Below are 19,888 nucleotides of genomic sequence, written 5' to 3' on the forward strand. Positions count from 1 at the left end.
CATCGCCCGACGCTTGGGCGGCCTTACGCCGCTTGCTCGCGCCCTGACCACGCTTCGACACGGTTCCTGCCCTGGCGTTTGGAATAATAGAGGGCCTCATCGGCTTTCTGCAGAAGCCGCTCGAAACCGCCGTCGTCGGGTGTAGAGATAGCGACGCCGATGCTAAGCGTGGGAATGATCGTCAACCCAGGCACTTGCGATGCGGCCGACGCAAAAGCCAAACGTATGCGTTCCGCGGCGCCCACGGCACCATCGTCTGCTACATCTTTCAGGACCGCCAGGAATTCGTCGCCCCCGAGGCGGGCGAGCAGATCGCCGGGGCGCAGCGCACTCTCCGCCACCTGGACAAGGAGTTTGAGCATCTGGTCGCCGACCACATGGCCATGAAGGTCGTTCAGCTGTTTGAAATGGTCGATGTCGATGGCCAGCAATGCCAGCGATTGCGTCTTCCTCTCCGACAGACGCTGCGCCAGGCCGCCGCGGTTCAGTGCGCCGGTCAGCGAATCGTAGTGCGCCAGGCCAATTAGCTGGTTTCTACTGCGCTCCGCCGCCATTAGCACGATCACCATGCTACGCAGCGCCATGAAGACCACGGCAGTAGCGGCCATCCAGCCATGCGCCATGCTACTTCCGAACGGATTGGGTCCACCGATTTCGCCCGTGGCCGCAAGAAGACCGCGAACGAAAAAGATCGCCGCCGTTGGTACGTAGAGCCATGCGAGAAGGCCGGCTGAGAACAGTTTCTCGCGCCGAAAAATGCCCACGCCCTCTCGCAGGACGGCGAGGTCACAGACACAGCAAACGATGGAAACATAGAGAAGCCGTTCCGACACGGCGCTCGGATCGATCGTGAACATCAAAACGGGTAAGCTGATACAAGCAACGACAAGCGCGCAATAGCGCTTTTCGACCGGGCGGTCCGCAAAGACCCGGACGGCAAAGACCATCAGCACATAGCCCACGATCGTCATGACGTTACCGGCATCCACCGAGATGAAGGAAGGAGCCACCTCTCGCAAGGCGACGCAAAACGAACCGATACCGACTAGGAGATTGCTCGCACCCCACCAGGCCGGCCAGCGTCCGAAACGCCCAGTATGATGGGCCGCCAGGTGAACGCTGCCGAGGACCAGGCATGTCATAGCAGAAACGACGTAAATCGTCCGCAGATCCAGAATCATCACGCCCCTCAAGATAGATGATTCGGGTCATACACCAGGTCGTTTGCAATTTGATTTGGGCAGTGACTAAAATTTTAGGTGCCTATCAAAAGCCCGGGCGGAAGCCATTTCCACCAGTCATTGTCGCACGCACTCGCGCTTCATTTGGCTTCTTCTTTGTGCCTTGGTGAACTTCGCAATCATGCCGGCGGGGCACTTCTTGTCGTTATAGAAAACCGATTCGCCGGGAGCCAGCGTCGACAAGCTCGGCGGCGCGGTGACCACCTTCGTCGCCGCGCCTGCTGACGGGATGTCGAAAGCCACGCAAAGAAACGCAGCCGAAACGAGAATTGCGATCGCACGCGCCATTGGAACACCCATCAATTATAGGTTGCTGATACATTGTGCTACAGGGCGCCAACGCACGCAAGCCGGCGTCGACTGGAATCACCGGTCCAAGCACCTGCCGTTTGAGCTCTGCCTGAGCGATAGGGAAGCTGCATTCATTTCGCTGAACAGCACCAGATACCGCGCTGGAGGAGTCTCCGCGACGGTCTCCGCAAGGTGGGAGCGGGCAGGTGGCTGCATGCCGGGATGGTAGATGTCAGGCGGTTCCGCCTGCCCGATCGCCTCAGGCTTTCCAGCTTGCCCAGATCGGCAGGAGCGTCTCCCGATCTGGTTTCGCGGGACAATCATCCGCCCTGACGGCGTCTGGTTGACCTTCCACGACCGCCATCGAGCGCCGAAATATGAACCGAAGGCGTACCGGTTCATGAACCCGGCTCCCTGCTCGATGACGAGCCAACCATAACAAGCAAAGCGCCAGCGAGGAAAATTTCTGCTGAAATTTTCAGCCAAATGATTGAATTTGTTGCAATTTGATACGAACAAACCATGAAAATCATCCTCACACGCCAACATCTCAGGTGTTGCTAAAATATCATTAATATTTGGTCTCACAGTTTTTTGTTCATCTGGCGTTCAGAAAACTCTTGGGAAAGCCAGTTTTTGAGCCCACATTGAAGGCCTGAGAATAGGAGTGCATGAATGATTCTAAAGGCCACTGCCGCAGCGACTATCTTCGCGGTCTATGCTTTCACGATGTTTTTCATCGCCGCTATACCCGAAAATGTCGTCCAGACTGCTGAGACACACCTGATCGACGCAAGCGTCGTCAAATAACCGGGTACCTAGGGGATAGGCACCGGTAAAACCTGAGGGACTTTTGTCCGCCGGCTCTCCCGGCGCCCATTGGATCTGATTTTCCCAAGATGGAAATGCAAAAAAGCCTCCCCCCTGCGGGGAGAGGCTTTTCCCATCACGCTGCCTTGCGGACCGGCACGCTGGCCAGCGCCCGTCCCGAGGGGACGATCATGCCGGCAGCGCCGTCAAGCCAGCCCTCGACCAGTTCCAGCGCCAGAAAGCGCGAACGTTCGAAGGGACCCGGCATGACGAGATGTTGAGCCTTCTGCGCAAAAAAACCGAAGCGTTCGTAGTAAGAGGCATCGCCGACAAGCAAGATCGCGCCGTGGCCCCGGTTCTTCGCTTCCAGAACGGCGGCGCGCATCAGCGCCGAGCCAACGCCCTTGCCCTCGAAACTGGAATCGACCGCCAGCGGACCGAGCAACAGCGCATTGATCGCCGTCGCGTCCGCATTGACGCCAGCCTCGACGTTCCAGAGACGCACGGTGCCGATGACATGGCCGTCGCGATCGCGCGCGACCAGCGCCAGGCCTTGGGCCGGAACGCGACCGCGCCGGATCTTTTCCGACGACTTCTTGCGGCGGTTCGGACCCATGGCACGGTCGAGCAAATTCTCGCGTGCCACGACATCGCCGGGGTTCTCGGCGTCGATGGTGAAAACAGACGGCGCAAAATATGCGCGGACAGAATCAAGAACAGCGGCCATCTTGGCCTCCCGTACCCAAAACCGTTATGAGCGGCGATTGATATGAATTGTGAAGGTGCCGCCCCGGCTGGCTACGGGGCGAGCTCTCTTAGATAACGTAGGCCTTCAGCGGATCGAAGCCGTTGAAGGCGACCGCCGAGTAGGTGGTCGTGTAGGCGCCGGTGCCTTCGATCAGGATCTCGTCGCCGATCGAAAGGGTGATCGGCAGCGGGTAGAGATTCTTCTCGTAGAGCACGTCGGCCGAATCGCAGGTCGGGCCGGCAATCACGCAAGGCTCCATTTCGTCGCCGTCGCGCTCGGTGCGGATCGGGTAGCGAATGGCTTCGTCCATCGTCTCGGCGAGACCGCCGAACTTGCCGATGTCCAGGAACACCCAGCGGGCATCGTCATTGTCCGACTTCTTCGAGATCAGCACGACTTCCGTCTTGATGACACCGGCATTGCCGACCATGCCGCGGCCCGGCTCGATGATCGTCTTCGGAATCTGGTTGCCGAAATGATCGCGAAGGCTCTGGTAGATCGAACGACCGTAAGCTTCCGCCGACGGAACGTCGCGCAGGTACTTGGTCGGGAAGCCGCCGCCCATGTTGACCATCTGCAGGTGAATGCCCTGCTTGGCCAGCTGAACGAAGACGCGCTTGGCATCGGCAAGAGCCGAATCCCAGGCATCGACCTTGGTCATCTGCGAACCGACGTGGAACGAAACTCCATAGGACTCGAGGCCGAGCTGATGCGCGTAAACGAGAACGTCGACAGCCATCTGCGGCACGCAACCGAACTTGCGCGACAGGGGCCATTCGGCGCCTTCGCCATCGGTCAGGACGCGGCAGAACACGCGGGCGCCGGGAGCGGCACGCGAGATCTTCTCGACTTCCTCGTGGCTGTCGACCGCAAAGAGGCTGACGCCGAGCGCATGCGCGCGGGCAACGTCGCGTTCCTTCTTGATCGTGTTGCCGTAGGAGATACGGGCAGCGGTCGCACCGGCATTCAGCGCCATTTCGATTTCAGCGACACCCGCGCAATCGAAGTTGGAGCCCATGTCGGCGAGCAGCTTGAGGACCTCAGGAGCCGGGTTTGCCTTGACGGCATAGTAGATGGCGCTGTCCGGCATTGCATGACGGAAGGCGGAGAAGTTGTCGCGCACGACGTCGAGGTCAACCACGAGGCAGGGACCATCGGGACGTCGGGTTGCGAGAAAGTCGCGGATGCGCTGGGTGGTCATATCGATTCCCTCTTCCAATTCCAGAGCTCCGGCAAAAACCGGAGGACAAAGGGCAATCAATCACTCGCATAGGAACCAGCCGGTGGAGACCCCGGAACCTTAGCAAGCGCTTGATGGCGCGAATGATGGATCAACGCCGCGTGAGCGACATCAATCCGGCTTTGTCTGCCATGGATTGGAGGGAATTCCCTACCGCACTTCCGGCAATGAAGGTGTGCCTCTTCAGTAACCCCCGCTGATGGAAAGCAGGGAGAGAACAAAAAGGCCCGCACCGTCGTTGCTTCAGGCGTCCTCGCATTTCTCAGAAGGCCGAGATAGCGACTGGAGGGGTTAGTTCCAGGTACCTTACCGTTTCCTCACCAATTAGAGGGACGGCGGACACCCATGGGCACGTGCGACTTTGGGCTGAAAACGAGATAAGAATATTCGCGGTCATAATCAAGAATTTTTTTCTTCGTGGCCAAAAAATAAATTGAACAAGCAGGCCAGATTTGTTCAATATTCCTCAACAGTGGAGGAAAGCCATGGACACCCTGACCCGCATACGCGCCTTCATCGATGTTGTTGAGGCGGAAGGCTTTTCGGCGGCGGCCCGACGCACCGGCCGCTCCAAGGCGCTACTGTCCAAGTATGTGCGCGAGCTGGAAGACGAATTGGGTGCCCTGCTGCTCAACCGCACCACGCGCCAGTTCTCGATGACGGAAGCCGGGCACACCTATTATCGCACTGCTTCAGACATCCTGAAGGAGATCGACAACCTTGCCGACCTGGTGCGCGAGAACAACGCGCAGCTCAAGGGGCGACTGAAAATCTCGGTCCCGCGCACCTTCGTCGATGCAGAGGTCGGCCAGTCGCTGATCGACTTCGCCAGGGAAAATCCCGACCTCGCACTGGAGATCGCCGCCGACGACCGGTTCGTCGATCTGATCGAGGAGGGCTTCGACGTGGCGATCCGCGTCACCAAGCTCGAGGATTCCGGAATGATCGCCCGCAAGATCTCCGATTTCCGCGTCCATATCTGCGCAACGCCGGAATTTTTGGAGCGCCACCCGAACATCGCCCATCCATCCGATATTGCCGACGTGCCCTTCATCATCGACACCAATTCGCGCAGCCAGGGCAGCATCCGATTTTACAATCCGGACAGTACATTCTTCTCGGTCAACGTTTCCGGCCCCATGGAAGTCAACAGCCCGCACGCAACGTTGCGGGCGGCGCTGGCGGGGATCGGCATCGCGCTGATCCCCGATTTCATAGCACGCAAGCCAATCGAGGGCGGTGAACTCGTGACGCTGTTCAACGACTATCTCCCGACCGATCGCGGCATCTATGCCGTCTATCCGCACCGGCGCTATCTGCCCGCAAAGGTGCGGATCTTTGTCGATTACCTCCATAACTGGTTCAAGAAGCACCCCTGATTCAGTTTGTCGCCTTGAGTCCGGTCCCAATTCCGTCCCATTTTCTGGCATGATCACGGCAACCGATTTGGGCAGCGCGGTAAGCGGATACATGAAGACAACGACTTTCCTGATGGCCGGGCTTTTCGCGCTCGCGCCCGCCGCGGCTTTCGCGCATCCGCATATTTTCGTGGAGGCCCGCCTCGAGGTGGTCGCCGGCGACGACGGAAGTATCGCGGAGTTTCGCAACGTCTGGCGCTTCGACGAGGTCTTCACCTCGTCGGTGGTGATGGATTTCGACAAGAACACCGATCTGAAGCTGGAACCGAACGAACTCGCCGAAGTCGGCAAGACAGTGCGGGATTCGCTCGTCGATTACGACTACTACATGAACCTGACCATGAACGGGAAGAACATCACCGTTCAGAAGCCCGACATCATTCACGTCGACTACCGCGACGGCCAGTTGCTGATGTTCTTTGCGGTCAAGCCGGCGGAGCCAATGCCACTCAAGGGCAATCTCACCTTCGGCGTCTATGACCCTACGCTCTACACCTCCGTTGACTTTCCAACCGACAACGAGCTTCTCCTGGTTGGCGACGCTTTCAAGGCCTGCAAGCATCAGGTCGTGCGTCCCGATGCCGACCAGGTGATCTCGCAGAACAAGCAGTCGCTGACAGACGCCTTCTTCAACGACCCGACCGGCACCAACATGTCGAAACTCTTCGCCACCAAGCTGGATGTGACATGCTGAGCCGCCGCCCGTCGCTCGCCATTTCGAGCGCGGTCCTCATGCTGCTTGCCGGCATCGTCGCCGCGCACGCACAATCTCCGCTAGGCATCGGCACAGCGGAACCAAGCTTCCAGCCGACGGGTGGCCCGCTGGCACCGCTACTGCTCTATATCAACCACGAGCAGCAGGCGTTCTATCGCGCCCTGACCGGCGCGCTGAAGGCAATGCGCCACGATCCATGGAATCTGTCGGCACTGATCGGCCTTTCCTTCGCCTATGGCGTCTTCCACGCCGCCGGTCCCGGCCACGGCAAAGCCGTCATATCCTCCTACATGATCGCCAACGAGATCGAGCTGAAACGGGGCGTGGTGATCTCTTTCGTCTCCGCCTTCGTCCAGGGCATGGTCGCCATCGCCCTGGTCGGCGGCGCCTGGGTGATACTGCGTGGCACAGGCATCACGCTGACGGCTGCGACGCAGGCGATGGAGATCGCAAGCTTTCTGATGGTCATGCTCTTCGGCTGCTGGCTTCTGTTTCGCAAGCTACGGGCGATATTCGCCGAGATGCCGCGCCGCGAGGTTATGGCGACCGCATCCGGCCCGGTCAGCATGATGCTTGACTGGAAAGACAACGAGATTCACAGGCAGGACGGCAGCTACGCCTTCGGCGAGGCGCAAGCCCTGCAAGCCGGCCACAGATTCATATCAGGCATGGCCTGCGAAACCTGCGGCAAGTCACACATCCCGGATCCGTCGACGCTTGGCGCGGAAAAATTCAACGTTCGCGAGGCCTGGTCGGCGATTGTCGCCGTGGGACTGCGCCCTTGTTCAGGCGCGCTCCTGGTCATGACCTTCTCGCTGCTGAACGGCCTCTACCTCGGCGGCATCCTCTCGGTGATCGCCATGTCCTTCGGCACGGCAATCACCGTCGCACTACTGGCCACGCTGGCGGTAACCGCCAAGGGGACCGCCATGCGGTTGGCCGGGCGCGGCTCGGCAGCCTCCATCCGGATCGGCAATGCGATCGAGATTCTCGGGGCCGTGCTGGTGATCGCGATGGGCGCTCTGCTGCTCGGGGCATCGCTACAAGGCTAGCGAATGGCTATTTCCCGCGTCGCCGCTGATATCTCGCCCTCAGCCAGAAGACGGCGAAGAAGGCCATGACCAAACACACCCCGACCGCGGTCGCGAGATAGGGCGAGTAGTTGCCCAGCCAAAGGACGACACTCGGCATGAAATAGATGACGAGGCCGGCACAGAGGAGGATGATCGCCGCCGCGATTGCCGGTGAACGGCTTTCCGGTTTGAGCTCCTTCATGCCGGTTGTTCCCTCGAAAGATCGGCACGGATATCTTCAAGCCTGCGCTTCTGCCTTCCATCAGCGTCGAAATTCCCGGCGGAAAGCCAGGTCTCGAAGGCTTCGTTGGTCACCGGCCATTCCGAATCGATGATCGAGAACCATGCCGTGTCACGATTGCGTCCCTTGGAGATCATGTGCTGCCGGAATATGCCTTCGAATTGGAAACCATAGCGGGCGGCAGTGATCTTGCTCGCCTCGTTCAGGTTGTCGCATTTCCACTCGTAGCGCCGATAGCCGAGGTCCTCGAAGATGTGCTTTGCCATCAGGTAGTGGGCCTCGGTCGACAGCGACGATCGCTTCATGGCAGGGCCGTGCGCAACGCCGCCGATCTCGACCGAACCATTGGCAGGATCGGCGCGCATGTAGTTTGCCATGCCGACGACCTTTGCGGTCCCGTTGTCGCGGAAGACATGCGTGAGCCATCCGGACTTTGAGTGAATGCTGTCCAACCAGCCGGAAAAATCGTCGATCCCGGTGAAATCATCCTGCGCGAAATAAAGCAGCAATGCATTGATGCCCATGCCACCGAGTCCGTCCCAAAGATCCTGAAGATGCTGCTCGCGGACATAGGGCTCGACGGTGACAAACCGGCCTTTCAGCGTCACCGGGTGGGGTGCCGGGCACCCCTTGAAATTCGACAGATCGCGCATGCGCTCCTCCACATCAGGAGCCTTGGCTTAGGCCAGCCGCCTTGGAAAGGCAACTGGCCTAATAGATGCCGTCAGAGGCTAACTTTAGCAGAGGAGACCGTAGCCTCGATATGATCGACCAACGGGTCGGGAAGTCCGAGGCGACCGGCCAGAAGATCGAGGTAACCACGCTCGGCCCGTGAATCCGGTTCGATGGTAAGGCGCGAAGCGGTGTAGAGTTCGACACGCTGCTCTTCAGTGACGGCGGCTGCGACGAGAGCATCGATATCGGTTGGCGACGAAAGTTCACGCTCTATAAAAGCCGCGGCCTCGCCGCTGACATCCGCTGCCTTGACCTTGTCGAGAATGAGCGCCCTTTCGCCGGCATCGATATGGCCGTCCGCCTTGGCGGCGGCAATCATCGCCCGGATGAGGACCAGGACGAACTCGTTGCTCTGCGCGGGCGAAGCCGCGCCGAAGCCGGAATCGACAGGCGCCGGCAATACGGCGGTTTCGGGCTGCGGGACATTGGACGGCGTTGTGGGCGTCTGGCCGGCCTGGTAGTTCTTGTAGGCCTGGTAGCCGAGGCCAGCGATCGCCGCAAGCCCGCCAATGGCCAGCGCATTGCCAGCGAGATTGCGACCGGTTTTCGTCCCAAGCAGCGCGGTAGCAAGCGCACCGGCTTTCCAGGGATTGTCCTTGGCCATCTGGACCGCACCGCCCGCCCTGTCGCGGACACTGCCGCCGACCCCCGGTACCTGCGAACCCATGAATTGCTCAAGAAGCTTCTTCGCGTCGAACATCCCTCACCATCTCCCTGTTCTAGAGGCCAGATGGAGATAGGTACTGACGGCAAAAATACCAATGCAGGCGAGAAACCCGCCTGCATCACATAAGAGTTATCTCGACATCAGGCCTTCAGCGCTGCCGCTTCCGCAGCAAGCTTGGTGATGCCGGCCCAGTCACCGGCCGCGACCAGTTCCTTCGGCGCAACCCAAGAGCCCCCGACGCAGATGACGTTCGGCAGCGACAGATAGTCGTTGGCGTTCTTCAGCGAGATGCCGCCGGTCGGGCAGAAAACCGTACCCGCGAACGGCGAGGACAATGCCTTGAGATAGGCGGCACCGCCTGCCTGTTCAGCCGGAAAGAACTTCAGAACCTGATATCCTTCCTCGCGCAAGGCCATCACTTCGCTGGCCGTGGCAGCACCGGGCAGAAGCGGAACGGCGGATTTGCGTGCGGCATCGAGCAATTCCTGCGTCGCACCCGGACTGACGATGAATTTGGAGCCTGCCGCAACCGCCGCGTCCCAATGCGCCACATTGAGGATCGTACCGGCACCGACCTCGGCGCCTTCGACCTCGTCGGCCACCGCGCGTACAGCGTCGAGCGCCGCGGACGTGCGCATGGTGATCTCGATCGCCTTGAGGCCGCCTGCGACAAGAGCGCGCGCGAGCGACACCGCAGACTTGACGTCGTCGACGATCAGGACCGGCACGACGGGCTGGAGTTTCAGGATGGAAAGGAGCTTTTCTGTCTTCTCGCCCATGGCCGCATGGTTCCTTTGAAACGATTGAAATTCGGGTCTGGAGATAGCGCCAAGGGTACACTTTGTCGAGACAAAAGCCATGTTTGGAATAGAATGGGTTTCACCCGCCCATAAATTGCGATAGCGTGCATTGTCGTCACAAAAGGTTCACCGGCATGGCGAAAGAGATCGAGCGGAAGTTTCTTGTACGCAACGATGGCTGGCGCTCCGGGGCCAAGACGAAATCCATTTTCAAGCAAGGATATATAGCGTCGATGGACGACAGATCCGTCCGCGTTCGCGTGCTCGACGAAACGACGGCCCGACTGACGATCAAGATCGGCCGGAGTGCGATGACCCGCGAGGAATTTGAATACGATATTCCGGTTGCCGATGCGGTGCAGCTTTTGGACGACGCCATAGGCATCGTGATCGAAAAGACGCGGTATCGCGTGCCTCATGAGGGCTTCGTGTGGGAGGTCGATGTGTTTTCCGGACAGCACCAGGGATTGGTGATCGCAGAGGTCGAACTGCGCTCGGAGAGCGACAAACCACCCCTGCCGCAGTGGCTCGGCCGCGAGGTAACGGGTGACTTTCGTTATTCAAATCAAGCGCTTGCTACGGAGTTCGAACACGATCGGCATGCCATTTCGCATTCGGCCTGACCGCGACTTCACAGCAGAATTCAAGAAAGCCGCTGGCGGTCAGCTACGGCATGCCATCCGCACGCTTGAGGAGATGCCGGAAGGCAAGCATGAGGCCATCCATGAATTCCGCAAGAGCCTCAAGCGCCTCCGCTCTCTCTATCGTCTCGTCGCCGCGGAAATCCCGGAACTGAGTCGTCGGGAATGCGCGCGGCTTCGTGACGTTGCAAAGTCGCTTTCCGCGATGCGCGATGCGGCAGCGCTGCTGGAGACGACGCGATACCTCAAGCAAAAGGCACGCAGCGCAGACGAGGCCGAGGCTCTTGGCCGCATCGTCTCGGCGCTGGAATGCAGGCGCAATCACATGGCCGAAGCCGAAGCGGATATCGACCGGAGGCTTGCCGATGCGCCCGGCGTCCTGAAGAGCGCCGTCGCGACGCTCGAAGACATCGACTTCCACCGTGGACACCGCCGGCATGCGCGGCTCGTCGCCAAAGGCTGGCGTAAGGCAGCGCGAAAGGCGAAAGAGGCGATCGCGCGCTGCCGGGCGGAGGGTTCCGCCGAGGCTTATCACGCGCTCCGCAAGAGAACGCAGGATTACCGCGCTTACCACATTCTGCTGCGACCGCTCTGGCCAGCGGCGATGGAGGCAAAATACGAGGTCACGAGCAGCCTCATCGACCTGCTGGGCCATATTCACGACCTCGACGTACTCTGCGAACTCGTGGAGGCCGAACCACGACATTTCCCCAATGCCGACGACCTGGCCCATCTGCTCGACTGCATCATCGTCCGCCAACTGGAGGATCGGCGTGCCGCGCTGATGCACGCCGACGAGGTGTTCGGAGACGATCCGGACGAAGAAGCCAGCCGGATCGAAGTGCTTTTCACCGCGATCGCAAGTCGCGGATGAAACGCTGACTCGCTTCGAGCCGGGGGATCCGGGCTGCCAGCATCCACGACGAGGAAACGGGTGCAAGCTTCCGGGATTGCGTAGCGGGCGGAGAGGCTGTATTTCCAGCCGCATGACAGACACGCTGACCCAACCAACGTCCGCGACGAGCCCGTTTCTCGTCGCGGCACTTTACCACTTCGTTTCGGTGCCTCGCTTCGAGAGCTTGCGCGATCCGCTGCAGGCGCTGTGCGAGCAAAACGGCGTCAAGGGCACGCTGCTCGTGGCGCACGAAGGCATCAACGGCACGATCGCCGGTCCGGATACCGGCATCCGGACGGTACTCGCCTTTCTGCGCGCCCAGCCCGAATTTGCTGGTCTGGAGCACAAGGAAAGCCGCGCATCGAAGATGCCGTTCCTGCGCATGAAGGTGAAACTGAAGAAAGAGATCGTCACCATGGGCGTCGAGAACATCGACCCCAACAAGGTGGTCGGTACCTACGTCGCGCCTGGGGATTGGAACGCGCTGATTTCCGATCCCGACACCATCGTCATCGATACCCGCAACGATTACGAAACGGCGATCGGCACTTTCCGAGGGGCGCTCGACCCGAAGACCAAGACCTTCCGCGAGTTCCCGGAGTGGGTGCGCCAGAACACCGGCCTGCACAACAAGCCGAAGATCGCCATGTATTGCACCGGTGGCATCCGCTGCGAAAAGGCGACCGCGTTCATGAAGGATCAGGGCTTCGACGAGGTCTATCACCTCAAGGGCGGCATCCTGAAATATCTCGAGGAAGTGCCGCAGCAAGATAGCCTGTGGGACGGCGCCTGCTTCGTCTTCGACGAGCGGGTCTCCGTCGAACACGGGCTGAAGGAAGGCGAGCACAAGCTTTGCCACGCCTGTCGCAACCCGATTACCGCCGAAGAAATTGCCTCGCCCCATTACGAGGAAGGCGTCTCCTGCAGTCACTGCTATCAGACACGCACGGAAGATGACCGCTTGCGGTACCGCCAGCGGCAGCACCAGATCGCTCTCGCCAAGGCGCGCGGGCAGAAGCACATCGGCACTTAGGCGGCGCTGGTTCGGCGGGTGCTTGCCATGCTGGCCCGCGCCTCCATCACCCGTTGGGTGATCTGATCCGCCGGCATCGGACGCCCGAAGAAATAGCCCTGCAGCGTATCGCAACCAAACAGGCGAACTGCAATCGCCTGCTGCTCGGTCTCGATGCCTTCGGCAGTCACCGGAATATCCAGCGAACGGGCAAGTGCCACGGTTGCCTGCAGCATCTCGCGTTGCCGGTCGCTTTCCAGGATGTCCATCACCAGAGATCGATCGATCTTGATGCGGTCGAAGCCGAACTGGCGAAGATAGCCGATCGACGAAAAGCCCGAGCCGAAATCATCGAGCGCCACCTTGACACCAAGCGCCTTCAGCCGCTCGATGGCCTGTCGTGTCCGCTGCGGGTTTTGGATCATGTACCCTTCCGTGACCTCCAGCGTCACGCGCTTGGCTTCCACCTCGGTCTGCTTCAGCACATAGCGGACATAATCGGCGAAAGCCGGGTTGCGGAACTGTCCCGGCGAAACATTGACCGAGATGCGCAGTTCAGGCCAGAGCTTGGCCGTCTCGCAGGCCTTGCGCAGCACGAACAATCCAAGCGCCTCGATGAGGCCGCTGGTCTCGGCAACAGGAATGAAGACCTCCGGCGAAATCGGCCCATGGCCGGGACGGTTCCAGCGGACCAGCGCCTCGACACCGGTCATCGCGTGCGTAGCCGCATCGATCAGCGGCTGATAGGCAATCGTGAGATCGCCGCCTTCGATTGCCATCCGCAAATCCAGTTCAAGCGCATTGCGCTCTGCCCGGTCTGTGTCCATTGCCGGATCATAGAGTGTCATGCGCGCGCGGCCGGCCTCCTTCGCCTTGTACATGGCAAGGTCGGCACGACGCACCAGTTCCTCGCGATCAACCGCTCCACGCGCCGACATGGCAATGCCGATGCTTGCACCGATCACCACCACGCGGCGGCCGATCTCCAGGGGCTCGGCGAGAAAGTCGAGTATCTGCTCGGAAAGCTGGAGGGCCACCGCCTGCTCGCTGTCCGAGAGGAACACGATGGCGAATTCATCACCGCCGATGCGGGCAAGAACGGCGTCGCTCGGAATGAGCACCTGGAGGCCCGCCGCGACAGCCCGGATCAGCTGGTCGCCGGTTCCATGGCCATAGGCGTCATTGACTTCCTTGAATCCATCGAGGTCGAGGTAGAGAATGAGGACGTTGCGCTGCGTTTGTGCGGCTTCGGAAACGAAACCGTCGACGGCAACGCCGAGACCATCCCTGTTCAGGAGCCCACTCAACCGATCACGATGCGCTTCTTCGCGGGCATTGACTTCCTCGGCCTTGAGGCGCTGGCCAGTCAGCCAGCCAATGATCAGCAGCACGACGAAGAACAGTCCGACAAGGCCGATGGCCTGGACGACCATCGGGCGGACCTCGCCATAGCCGATATCGCCGGGAGCGCGCGACACCCAGATCAGCTTGCCGAGGGAGGTGCCACGCGCATCGCTGATCCCCACCGAAAAGGCGGCGGCCCGATCCGCTGCAACCAACTGCAGACCGTCGATGACATAGATGGTGCCCAGTTCGCTGATTTTCGAAGCGTTGAGATGGCGCGCAAAGATGAGATAGCGATGCTTGCCAGGCGGCACATCCAGAACGCCAGACTTTTTTCGGACCAGCGCTGCACCGACCATGGCAATTCCGGACTTCGTGGCAACGAAACCGGTTGCCTCCGGTATATCCTGCGGGCCAGCGATCTTCGCCTTGTTGAAGAGCGTCCCGAGCGCCGGAGAAAAGAAATCGTCGAGCGCGCCAACCATCGGCTTGCCGTCGCGATAGGCCATGATCGCTTTCATGTCATCGTCGACGACGATCGCCATGTCGAACAGCGAGCTGTTGACGGACATATCGCCGTAGTTGCTGATCGTCCACCCCATGCCGTCGGCGGCGTAGACATTCGTCGCAGCGTCATCCCAGGCCGCATAGTCGTTGAGTGTCGCGCCCAACTGTGCTTCGAAGGTCTTCAGCGCGCCAGACATCGTCTCACGCGAGCGCTCGTCGTCAAGCACGTTCGACTTTTCGGCAACGCGCCCGAGCGCGGTAAGCACCATGATCGTGACAACCGCCACGACGACCGCGAAGGAAAAAAGCACGCCGACAACCGTCACGTGGCGACCAACGCCTGCGACTTTTTTCCTACCCCTAGAAATTGCAGTCATGCACCACTCCCCGATCGACGGAGTGTGCATGCCAAGGGTTCAAAAAACGGTTAAAACGTCGATATAACGATTAATCATCGTCAATTTTTTGCGACGCGCCCAATCCAGATAGGCCAGGCTCTGGCCTATCTGTTTTCACAGGGAAATTTGGGCGCGACCGTCGCGAACGAAACTCCCGAATGAAGCCGCTCGAACCCGCGTCCTCAGGCGACCTTGTGATTGCCCTTCGGGAACTGATCGGCAAGCTCGGCGTACCATTTGCCACTCTTCTTGAGCGTGCGTACCTGCGTCTCGTAGTCAACGTGAACGAGGCCGAAGCGCATGCGGTAGCCTTCCGCCCATTCGAAATTGTCCATCAGGCTCCAGGCGAAATAACCGCGCATCGGATAGCCGTCCTTGATGAGGTCGGCGACGATCGCGAGGTGATCGCTGTAGTAGTCGAGGCGCGGCTGGTCGTCGACCACGCCGTTGACGATGTCCATGTTGTAGCAGGCGCCGTTCTCGGTGATGTAGCAATCCGGCAATTCGTAGCGCCGGTAGAGATCCTCGACCAGCAGCTTCAGGCCCCGCGCATAGACTTCCCAGCCGATGTCCGTCTTCACGTCGCTTGCAGGCGCGGCTTCCACCGTCCACGGGAAGTCGCCGGTCCTCTCGGAGTCGTCGTGGACGCGCTCGGGTTTGTAGTAGTTGAGACCCCACCAGTCGAGTTTCTGGCTTATGATCTTCAGGTCTCCGTCTTCGATGACCGGCATGCGGTCGCCGAGCGCTTCGACAAATTCCTTGGGGTATTCACCCTTGAAGACCGGATCGAAGAACGCGCCATTGTGGAACTGGTGCGCGCGCTCTCCGGCGGCCTTGTCGGCGGCGCTGTCGGAACCCGGAATGATCGACGAGGCGTTGAGAACGAGGCCGACCGGCACGTTCGGCGCTTCAGAGCGGATCGCCTCGACGCCGAGGCCGTGGGCGAGGTTCATGTAGTGCATGGCATGGAGTGCTGCCTGCATGTTGCGCTCGCCCGGCGCGTGGATGCCGTAGAGATGGCTGAGCCAGACGATGCACCAAGGCTCGTTGAAGGTCGCGACGCTGTCGAGGCGGTCGCCGAGGCGGGCCATCACGGTCTTGGCATAGCGCTGGTAGGCATAGGCCGTCGAGCGCGCCGTCCAGCCGCCCTCGCCCATCAGCGTCAGCGGCAGGTCCCAGTGATAGAGCGTCGCGAAGGTCTTGATGCCCCGCGCCTTGCACCCGTCGACGAGCCGATCGTAGAAGTCGAGGCCGGCCTCGTTCACCGGACCCGTACCGTCGGGAATGATGCGCGGCCAGGCGATAGAGAAACGGTAGGCCTCGACGCCCATCGACTTGATGAGATCGAGATCCTGATCGAGGCGATTGTAGTGATCACACGCAACGTCGCCGTTGTCTCGATTGTGGACCCTTCCCGGCATGTTGCTGAAGGCATCCCAGATGGACGGCTTGCGGCCATCTGCCTTGCTGGCGCCTTCGATCTGGAAGGCGGCGGTGGCCACACCAAAGGTGAAATCGCCGGGAAAGCGGGCGGCAAGAGTCTTCGGATCGATCATCTGGAATCCCATCTATTGTGGTTTCGGAGGCGGTTTAGCCAAGCAAGTCGCGATTGTACAGTCTCGAAGTGACATGACTGCAACGTTGCAGTCATCTGCGGCTCGACGACAGTGGCTTGCATTACCGTCCATTTCGCGAAACAAACGCCCGATGAGCATTCCGACAACTCATCCGTTCGCCTTCGACCCGACCTACGGCATGAAGCTCGGGCAGCTGCTGGCAATCGTGCCTCCGGAAGCGCCACCGGGCTTCGACGATTTCTGGAAGAAGCGATATCGCCGGGCGATCGCCATAGACCCCGGGCCGGTGCTGACCAGAAGCAGGCTCCACCATCCAACCTGGCAGGTCCTCGACATCGTCTACACCTCCACCGATGGGCTCCGGATCGGCGGCTGGCTGCTTTTGCCGCACGACAGGCCGGTGCGCCGCGGACTGGTCGTCGGACACGGCTATGGCGGGCGGGAAGTGCCGGAGTTCGATCTGCCGGTGGAAGAAACAGCCATCCTCTTCCTGTGCTCCCGCGGCATGTCGCTGAGTGCCCACCCGCCGATTCCGCCGGATGCTCCCGGACATGTACTCTACGACATCGACAAGCCCGACGACTATGTCATCGGCGGCTGCGTCGACGATGTCTGGCTTGGCGTCTCGACGCTTCTGGCGCTGTATCCCTGGATTGCTGGCCGCATCGGCTATATCGGCGCAAGCTTCGGCGGCGGCCTCGGCGCGTTGGCGATCCCCTTCGACGAGCGCATCGACCGCGGCCACCTCATCGTCCCGACCTTCGGTGACCGAAAGCAGTGGCTGAGCCTGCCGACGGTCGGCAGCGCCGATTCCGTCCAGACCTATCAGAAGACCCATCCTGACGTGCTTGAGCACCTGCGCCTGTACGATGCAGCGACTGCCGCCACAAGGATCATGGTGCCGATGCTGGTCGCCGCCGCACTCTTCGACCCCGCGGTGGCACCACCCTGCCAGTTCGCCGTGGCAAACGCCGTGCCGGCGTCAAAAGACAACGAGATCTTCGTGCTCGATGCCGGCCACTTCGATTATCCCGGCATGATGGAGCAGAACTATGCCCTGCGCGAGAAACTTCGCGCGTTTATGCGGCTGTTGTAACAGGACAACGCAACACGCCGCTCTCCCCGTGCGGGGAGACAGATAACGCTCATGTCAGAAGTCGTGAATTGCCATTGCCGCAACCGCGGCTAAACGCTGAAGGTAGTCTTCCTCACGAAAGGTCTGCCATGTTCGCTTCGATCAGCTCCCTGCAACCGCATCTTCTCAGCCTGCTGCGCATCGTCTCGTCGCTCGTGCTCTTCAGCTACGGCACGCAGAAGATCCTGCACTTCCCCGCCGCCGAGCGCGTGCCCGATGTCGGTTCGCTCTCTTGGTCCGCCGGGCTGCTTGAGCTTGTGCTTGGTTTTCTCGTGCTGATCGGCTTCCAGACGCGCGCTGCGGCCTTCGTGCTGTCAGGCTTGATGGCCTTTGCCTATTTCATCGGCCACGCATCGAAAAGCTTATATCCCGCCCAGAACGGTGGCGTCGCCGCCATTCTGTTCTGCTTCGTCTTCCTCTACATCGTCGCCGCCGGTGCCGGACCATTCAGCGTCGATGCCTTGACGAAGCGCAAGCAGGCGACGGCCTGACCGATGCCGGTTCGAAGCGGCGCACTGCCGCTTCGGCCACGCGAGGAACACTTATGGGTTCTGTTTCGCGTCCTTGAGCTTCACCGCCATGGAGACCGTGCCGCGCACGATGATGTCATTGCGCGCGCCATCGCCACGCGGGTAGCGATTGAGATCGGCGTTGCTCGTAAGATTGGTGATCTGGCAGCTCTCGGCCAGAGTTTGCAGGATGAGCTCGCACTGTCCACCCGCCATCAGGTAGAAACCCTTTTGCGCAGCGTTGATCTGCTCAGCGGTATCCTTGTCCGCTTCGACAGGTACGGCGAGCGACATCGTCGCCTGCACGTTGACCATTCCTGGCATACGCTGGCCGGCATAGAAATTCGGCATGCGGTTGGGCGCGTCCTGCGACAGCGCCGGAAACGCAGCAAGCGCGAAGCCGCAGGTCAGCACTCGGGCAGAAGTTTTCATCGAACGTCTCCCCATTTTGTTACGCTCGTTTCTGCCACAGCATTGTTAAACGACAATGAGCGCACTCCCTAACATTGTAGGAAATGCGCCCATTAGTTGTATTGATCATCTGGGATTGCGAGGATCAGACCTTGACCCAGGCGCCGTTCTTCTTCGAGGACGCGACGCAGGCCTCGACGAATGCAACGCCCTTCACACCGTCATCAACCGTCGGATAGACCACAGCCTTGTCGACCGCCTTGCCCTTCTTGTGGGCATTGATGGCGTGGGCCGCCTCCGTGTAGATGGTCGCAAAGGCTTCGAGGTAGCCTTCCGGATGGCCGGACGGGATGCGCGAGACGCGCGCGGCAGCCGGACCGGAGCCCGCACCGTTGCGGGTGATCAGCCGCTTGGACTCGCCAAATGGCGTGTACCAGAGATAGTTCGGATCGGCCTGCACCCATTCAAGACCACCCTTCGTTCCATAGACACGGACCTTCAGGCCGTTCTCGTGGCCGGGCGCTACCTGGCTGCACCAGAGCATGCCCTTGGCCGGCTTCTCGCTGCCCTTCGCCTTGAAGCGCAACATCACGTGGGCGTTGTCGTCAAGGCGACGACCTTCGACAAAACTGTCGAGATCGGCGGCGAGGCTGTCGAGTTCCAGGCCGGAGACAAACGAAGCGAGGTTGTAGGCATGTGTGCCAATGTCGCCCGTCGAGCCGCCCGCACCCGACTGCGCCGGGTCGGTGCGCCAGACGGCCTGCTTGGCACCGGTCTGCTCAACGGCTTCCGTCAGCCAGTCCTGCGGATACTCCGCCTGCACGACGCGGATATCGCCCAACTCGCCATTAGCGATCATCTCGCGCGCCTGGCGGACCATAGGATAGCCGGTGTAGTTGTGCGTCAGGATGAACAGCGCGCCGCTCTCGTCGGCAACCTTCTTCAGCTTCTTGGCGTCGGCAAGGTTCGAGGTCAGCGGCTTGTCGCAGATGACGTGGATGCCACGCCGCAGGAACTCCTTGGCGGCGTCGTAGTGCACATGGTTCGGCGTGACGATCGAGACAGCCTCGATGCCGTTCTTCAGCTTCGCCTCGCGGATCGCCATCTCGCGATAGCTGGAATAGGTGCGCGACGGATCAAGGCCGAGATCACGGCCGGATGCCATTGCTTTCTCATGCGTCGACGACAGCGCGCCGGCAATGAGGTCATACTGATCGTCGATACGGGCGGCTATGCGGTGCACCGCACCGATGAAAGCGCCGGCGCCCCCCCCGACCATGCCAAGACGGATGCGCGGCTCGCGCGTCTGTTCCGTTGATGCTTCGATTGCCATTGATTCCTCCTGATCATTCTTCCCATGGGAAACATAAGTCCCCTCTGCCCTGCCGGGCATCTCCCCCACAAGGAGGGAGACGATTCGCGGCGGCGCCGCAAGCAAGCCCCTCCCCGTGCGGGGAGGAGTTGGGGAGCGGCATTTCTT

The 19,888-nt window shown here is 60.6% G+C and carries 21 protein-coding genes; 9 read left to right on the forward strand and 12 right to left on the reverse strand.

The window, feature by feature from the left end:
* Positions 1-23: 23 nt before the first annotated feature.
* Both ASC90_RS22570 and ASC90_RS22575 read right to left on the reverse strand, forming a co-directional pair.
* Positions 24-1,181 carry a GGDEF domain-containing protein gene (locus tag ASC90_RS22570; RefSeq protein ID WP_056545483.1) on the reverse strand — a complete coding sequence of 386 codons (1,158 nt, stop codon included), beginning with the start codon at positions 1,179-1,181 and terminating at the stop codon, positions 24-26.
* 117 nt (positions 1,182-1,298) lie between these two features.
* Positions 1,299-1,529 (reverse strand): DUF6719 family protein, encoded by a 231-nt coding sequence (locus ASC90_RS22575; RefSeq protein ID WP_056545485.1) that lies wholly within the window; start codon positions 1,527-1,529, stop codon positions 1,299-1,301.
* Positions 1,530-2,207: 678 nt separating this feature from the next.
* On the opposite strand from ASC90_RS22575, the gene ASC90_RS30310 reads away from it, so the two are divergent.
* The gene (locus ASC90_RS30310; protein ID WP_280138340.1) at positions 2,208-2,342 is read left to right on the forward strand and encodes a hypothetical protein; all 135 of its coding nucleotides are present in this window, start codon (positions 2,208-2,210) and stop codon (positions 2,340-2,342) included.
* Between the two features lie 136 nt (positions 2,343-2,478).
* Here ASC90_RS30310 and ASC90_RS22580 read toward each other — a convergent pair whose 3' ends face one another.
* The gene (locus tag ASC90_RS22580) at positions 2,479-3,069 is read right to left on the reverse strand and encodes an N-acetyltransferase (protein ID WP_056545487.1); all 591 of its coding nucleotides are present in this window, start codon (positions 3,067-3,069) and stop codon (positions 2,479-2,481) included.
* 88 nt (positions 3,070-3,157) lie between these two features.
* Entirely contained in the window at positions 3,158-4,291 is a 1,134-nt protein-coding gene (gene odc2 / locus ASC90_RS22585; RefSeq protein WP_056545489.1) for an ornithine/lysine decarboxylase, read from the reverse strand.
* A 524-nt stretch (positions 4,292-4,815) separates the two neighbouring features.
* Between odc2 and ASC90_RS22590 the strand changes: the two genes are divergently transcribed.
* From ASC90_RS22590 to ASC90_RS22600, 3 genes are all read left to right on the forward strand, one after another.
* Complete coding sequence (locus tag ASC90_RS22590; RefSeq protein ID WP_056545490.1) at positions 4,816-5,709, forward strand: LysR family transcriptional regulator; 894 nt, start codon at positions 4,816-4,818, stop codon at positions 5,707-5,709.
* Between the two features lie 91 nt (positions 5,710-5,800).
* A complete protein-coding gene (locus ASC90_RS22595; RefSeq protein WP_056545790.1) occupies positions 5,801-6,442 on the forward strand; it encodes a DUF1007 family protein in 642 nt (213 codons plus the stop codon).
* On the forward strand, positions 6,436-7,515 hold the full coding sequence (locus tag ASC90_RS22600) for a nickel/cobalt transporter (protein WP_056545491.1): 1,080 nt from the start codon (positions 6,436-6,438) through the stop codon (positions 7,513-7,515). The genes ASC90_RS22595 and ASC90_RS22600 overlap by 7 nt, the downstream gene beginning before the upstream one ends.
* Before the next feature lie 7 nt (positions 7,516-7,522).
* Here the strand turns inward: ASC90_RS22600 and ASC90_RS22605 are convergent, their stop codons facing one another.
* The 4 genes from ASC90_RS22605 to ASC90_RS22620 all read right to left on the reverse strand — a co-directional run bounded on the left by ASC90_RS22605 (position 7,523) and on the right by ASC90_RS22620 (position 9,958).
* On the reverse strand, positions 7,523-7,738 hold the full coding sequence (locus tag ASC90_RS22605) for a hypothetical protein (RefSeq protein ID WP_056545492.1): 216 nt from the start codon (positions 7,736-7,738) through the stop codon (positions 7,523-7,525).
* Complete coding sequence (locus ASC90_RS22610; protein WP_056545493.1) at positions 7,735-8,430, reverse strand: GNAT family protein; 696 nt, start codon at positions 8,428-8,430, stop codon at positions 7,735-7,737. The genes ASC90_RS22605 and ASC90_RS22610 overlap by 4 nt, the downstream gene beginning before the upstream one ends.
* Before the next feature lie 71 nt (positions 8,431-8,501).
* Positions 8,502-9,212 (reverse strand): tellurite resistance TerB family protein, encoded by a 711-nt coding sequence (locus ASC90_RS22615; RefSeq protein WP_056545494.1) that lies wholly within the window; start codon positions 9,210-9,212, stop codon positions 8,502-8,504.
* 107 nt (positions 9,213-9,319) lie between these two features.
* A complete protein-coding gene (locus ASC90_RS22620; protein ID WP_056545496.1) occupies positions 9,320-9,958 on the reverse strand; it encodes a 2-dehydro-3-deoxy-phosphogluconate aldolase in 639 nt (212 codons plus the stop codon).
* 155 nt (positions 9,959-10,113) lie between these two features.
* Between ASC90_RS22620 and ASC90_RS22625 the strand changes: the two genes are divergently transcribed.
* The 3 genes from ASC90_RS22625 (at position 10,114) to ASC90_RS22635 (ending at position 12,548) form a co-directional block, all read left to right on the forward strand.
* Entirely contained in the window at positions 10,114-10,602 is a 489-nt protein-coding gene (locus tag ASC90_RS22625; protein ID WP_056545498.1) for a CYTH domain-containing protein, read from the forward strand.
* Positions 10,580-11,494 (forward strand): CHAD domain-containing protein, encoded by a 915-nt coding sequence (locus tag ASC90_RS22630; RefSeq protein ID WP_056545500.1) that lies wholly within the window; start codon positions 10,580-10,582, stop codon positions 11,492-11,494. Before ASC90_RS22625 ends, ASC90_RS22630 begins: the two co-directional genes overlap by 23 nt.
* Positions 11,495-11,606: 112 nt before the next feature.
* The gene (locus ASC90_RS22635; protein WP_056545502.1) at positions 11,607-12,548 is read left to right on the forward strand and encodes a rhodanese-related sulfurtransferase; all 942 of its coding nucleotides are present in this window, start codon (positions 11,607-11,609) and stop codon (positions 12,546-12,548) included.
* Here ASC90_RS22635 and ASC90_RS22640 read toward each other — a convergent pair.
* A complete protein-coding gene (locus ASC90_RS22640; RefSeq protein ID WP_056545508.1) occupies positions 12,545-14,755 on the reverse strand; it encodes an EAL domain-containing protein in 2,211 nt (736 codons plus the stop codon). The genes ASC90_RS22635 and ASC90_RS22640 overlap by 4 nt on opposite strands.
* 203 nt (positions 14,756-14,958) lie before the next feature.
* Positions 14,959-16,332, reverse strand: a complete 1,374-nt coding sequence (locus tag ASC90_RS22645; protein WP_056545792.1) for a GH1 family beta-glucosidase — start codon at positions 16,330-16,332, stop codon at positions 14,959-14,961.
* A 151-nt stretch (positions 16,333-16,483) separates the two neighbouring features.
* On the opposite strand from ASC90_RS22645, the gene ASC90_RS22650 reads away from it, so the two are divergent.
* Together ASC90_RS22650 and ASC90_RS22655 are read left to right on the forward strand one after the other, a co-directional pair.
* Positions 16,484-17,449 carry an acetylxylan esterase gene (locus ASC90_RS22650; RefSeq protein WP_056545509.1) on the forward strand — a complete coding sequence of 322 codons (966 nt, stop codon included), beginning with the start codon at positions 16,484-16,486 and terminating at the stop codon, positions 17,447-17,449.
* 128 nt (positions 17,450-17,577) lie between these two features.
* Entirely contained in the window at positions 17,578-17,979 is a 402-nt protein-coding gene (locus ASC90_RS22655) for a DoxX family protein (RefSeq protein WP_056545510.1), read from the forward strand.
* A 51-nt stretch (positions 17,980-18,030) separates the two neighbouring features.
* On the opposite strand, the gene ASC90_RS22660 is transcribed toward ASC90_RS22655, so the two are convergent.
* Together ASC90_RS22660 and ASC90_RS22665 are read right to left on the reverse strand one after the other, a co-directional pair.
* Positions 18,031-18,429, reverse strand: coding sequence for a hypothetical protein (locus ASC90_RS22660; RefSeq protein WP_056545511.1), 399 nt, complete (start codon positions 18,427-18,429; stop codon positions 18,031-18,033).
* Positions 18,430-18,553: 124 nt separating this feature from the next.
* Positions 18,554-19,741: a Gfo/Idh/MocA family oxidoreductase gene (locus ASC90_RS22665; protein WP_056545516.1), complete on the reverse strand. Its 1,188-nt coding sequence runs from the start codon at positions 19,739-19,741 to the stop codon at positions 18,554-18,556.
* Between the last annotated feature and the right edge of the window lie 147 nt (positions 19,742-19,888).

Source organism: Rhizobium sp. Root1220 (genome assembly GCF_001426265.1).
Lineage (GTDB): Bacteria > Pseudomonadota > Alphaproteobacteria > Rhizobiales > Rhizobiaceae > Rhizobium.

Coding starts and splice junctions, on each gene's coding strand:
- ASC90_RS22605 (WP_056545492.1), bottom strand. CDS start 7,738: ATGAAGGAGCTCAAACCGGAAAGCCGTTCACCGGCAATCGCGGCGGCG.
- ASC90_RS22610 (WP_056545493.1), bottom strand. CDS start 8,430: ATGCGCGATCTGTCGAATTTCAAGGGGTGCCCGGCACCCCACCCGGTG.
- ASC90_RS22645 (WP_056545792.1), bottom strand. CDS start 16,332: ATGATCGATCCGAAGACTCTTGCCGCCCGCTTTCCCGGCGATTTCACC.
- ASC90_RS22590 (WP_056545490.1), top strand. CDS start 4,816: ATGGACACCCTGACCCGCATACGCGCCTTCATCGATGTTGTTGAGGCG.
- ASC90_RS22665 (WP_056545516.1), bottom strand. CDS start 19,741: ATGGCAATCGAAGCATCAACGGAACAGACGCGCGAGCCGCGCATCCGT.
- ASC90_RS22625 (WP_056545498.1), top strand. CDS start 10,114: ATGGCGAAAGAGATCGAGCGGAAGTTTCTTGTACGCAACGATGGCTGG.
- ASC90_RS22620 (WP_056545496.1), bottom strand. CDS start 9,958: ATGGGCGAGAAGACAGAAAAGCTCCTTTCCATCCTGAAACTCCAGCCC.
- ASC90_RS22630 (WP_056545500.1), top strand. CDS start 10,580: ATGCCATTTCGCATTCGGCCTGACCGCGACTTCACAGCAGAATTCAAG.
- ASC90_RS22575 (WP_056545485.1), bottom strand. CDS start 1,529: ATGGCGCGTGCGATCGCAATTCTCGTTTCGGCTGCGTTTCTTTGCGTG.
- ASC90_RS22660 (WP_056545511.1), bottom strand. CDS start 18,429: ATGAAAACTTCTGCCCGAGTGCTGACCTGCGGCTTCGCGCTTGCTGCG.
- ASC90_RS22615 (WP_056545494.1), bottom strand. CDS start 9,212: ATGTTCGACGCGAAGAAGCTTCTTGAGCAATTCATGGGTTCGCAGGTA.
- ASC90_RS22640 (WP_056545508.1), bottom strand. CDS start 14,755: ATGACTGCAATTTCTAGGGGTAGGAAAAAAGTCGCAGGCGTTGGTCGC.
- ASC90_RS30310 (WP_280138340.1), top strand. CDS start 2,208: ATGATTCTAAAGGCCACTGCCGCAGCGACTATCTTCGCGGTCTATGCT.
- ASC90_RS22600 (WP_056545491.1), top strand. CDS start 6,436: ATGCTGAGCCGCCGCCCGTCGCTCGCCATTTCGAGCGCGGTCCTCATG.
- ASC90_RS22650 (WP_056545509.1), top strand. CDS start 16,484: ATGAGCATTCCGACAACTCATCCGTTCGCCTTCGACCCGACCTACGGC.
- ASC90_RS22655 (WP_056545510.1), top strand. CDS start 17,578: ATGTTCGCTTCGATCAGCTCCCTGCAACCGCATCTTCTCAGCCTGCTG.
- ASC90_RS22570 (WP_056545483.1), bottom strand. CDS start 1,181: ATGATTCTGGATCTGCGGACGATTTACGTCGTTTCTGCTATGACATGC.
- ASC90_RS22635 (WP_056545502.1), top strand. CDS start 11,607: ATGACAGACACGCTGACCCAACCAACGTCCGCGACGAGCCCGTTTCTC.
- odc2 (WP_056545489.1), bottom strand. CDS start 4,291: ATGACCACCCAGCGCATCCGCGACTTTCTCGCAACCCGACGTCCCGAT.
- ASC90_RS22580 (WP_056545487.1), bottom strand. CDS start 3,069: ATGGCCGCTGTTCTTGATTCTGTCCGCGCATATTTTGCGCCGTCTGTT.
- ASC90_RS22595 (WP_056545790.1), top strand. CDS start 5,801: ATGAAGACAACGACTTTCCTGATGGCCGGGCTTTTCGCGCTCGCGCCC.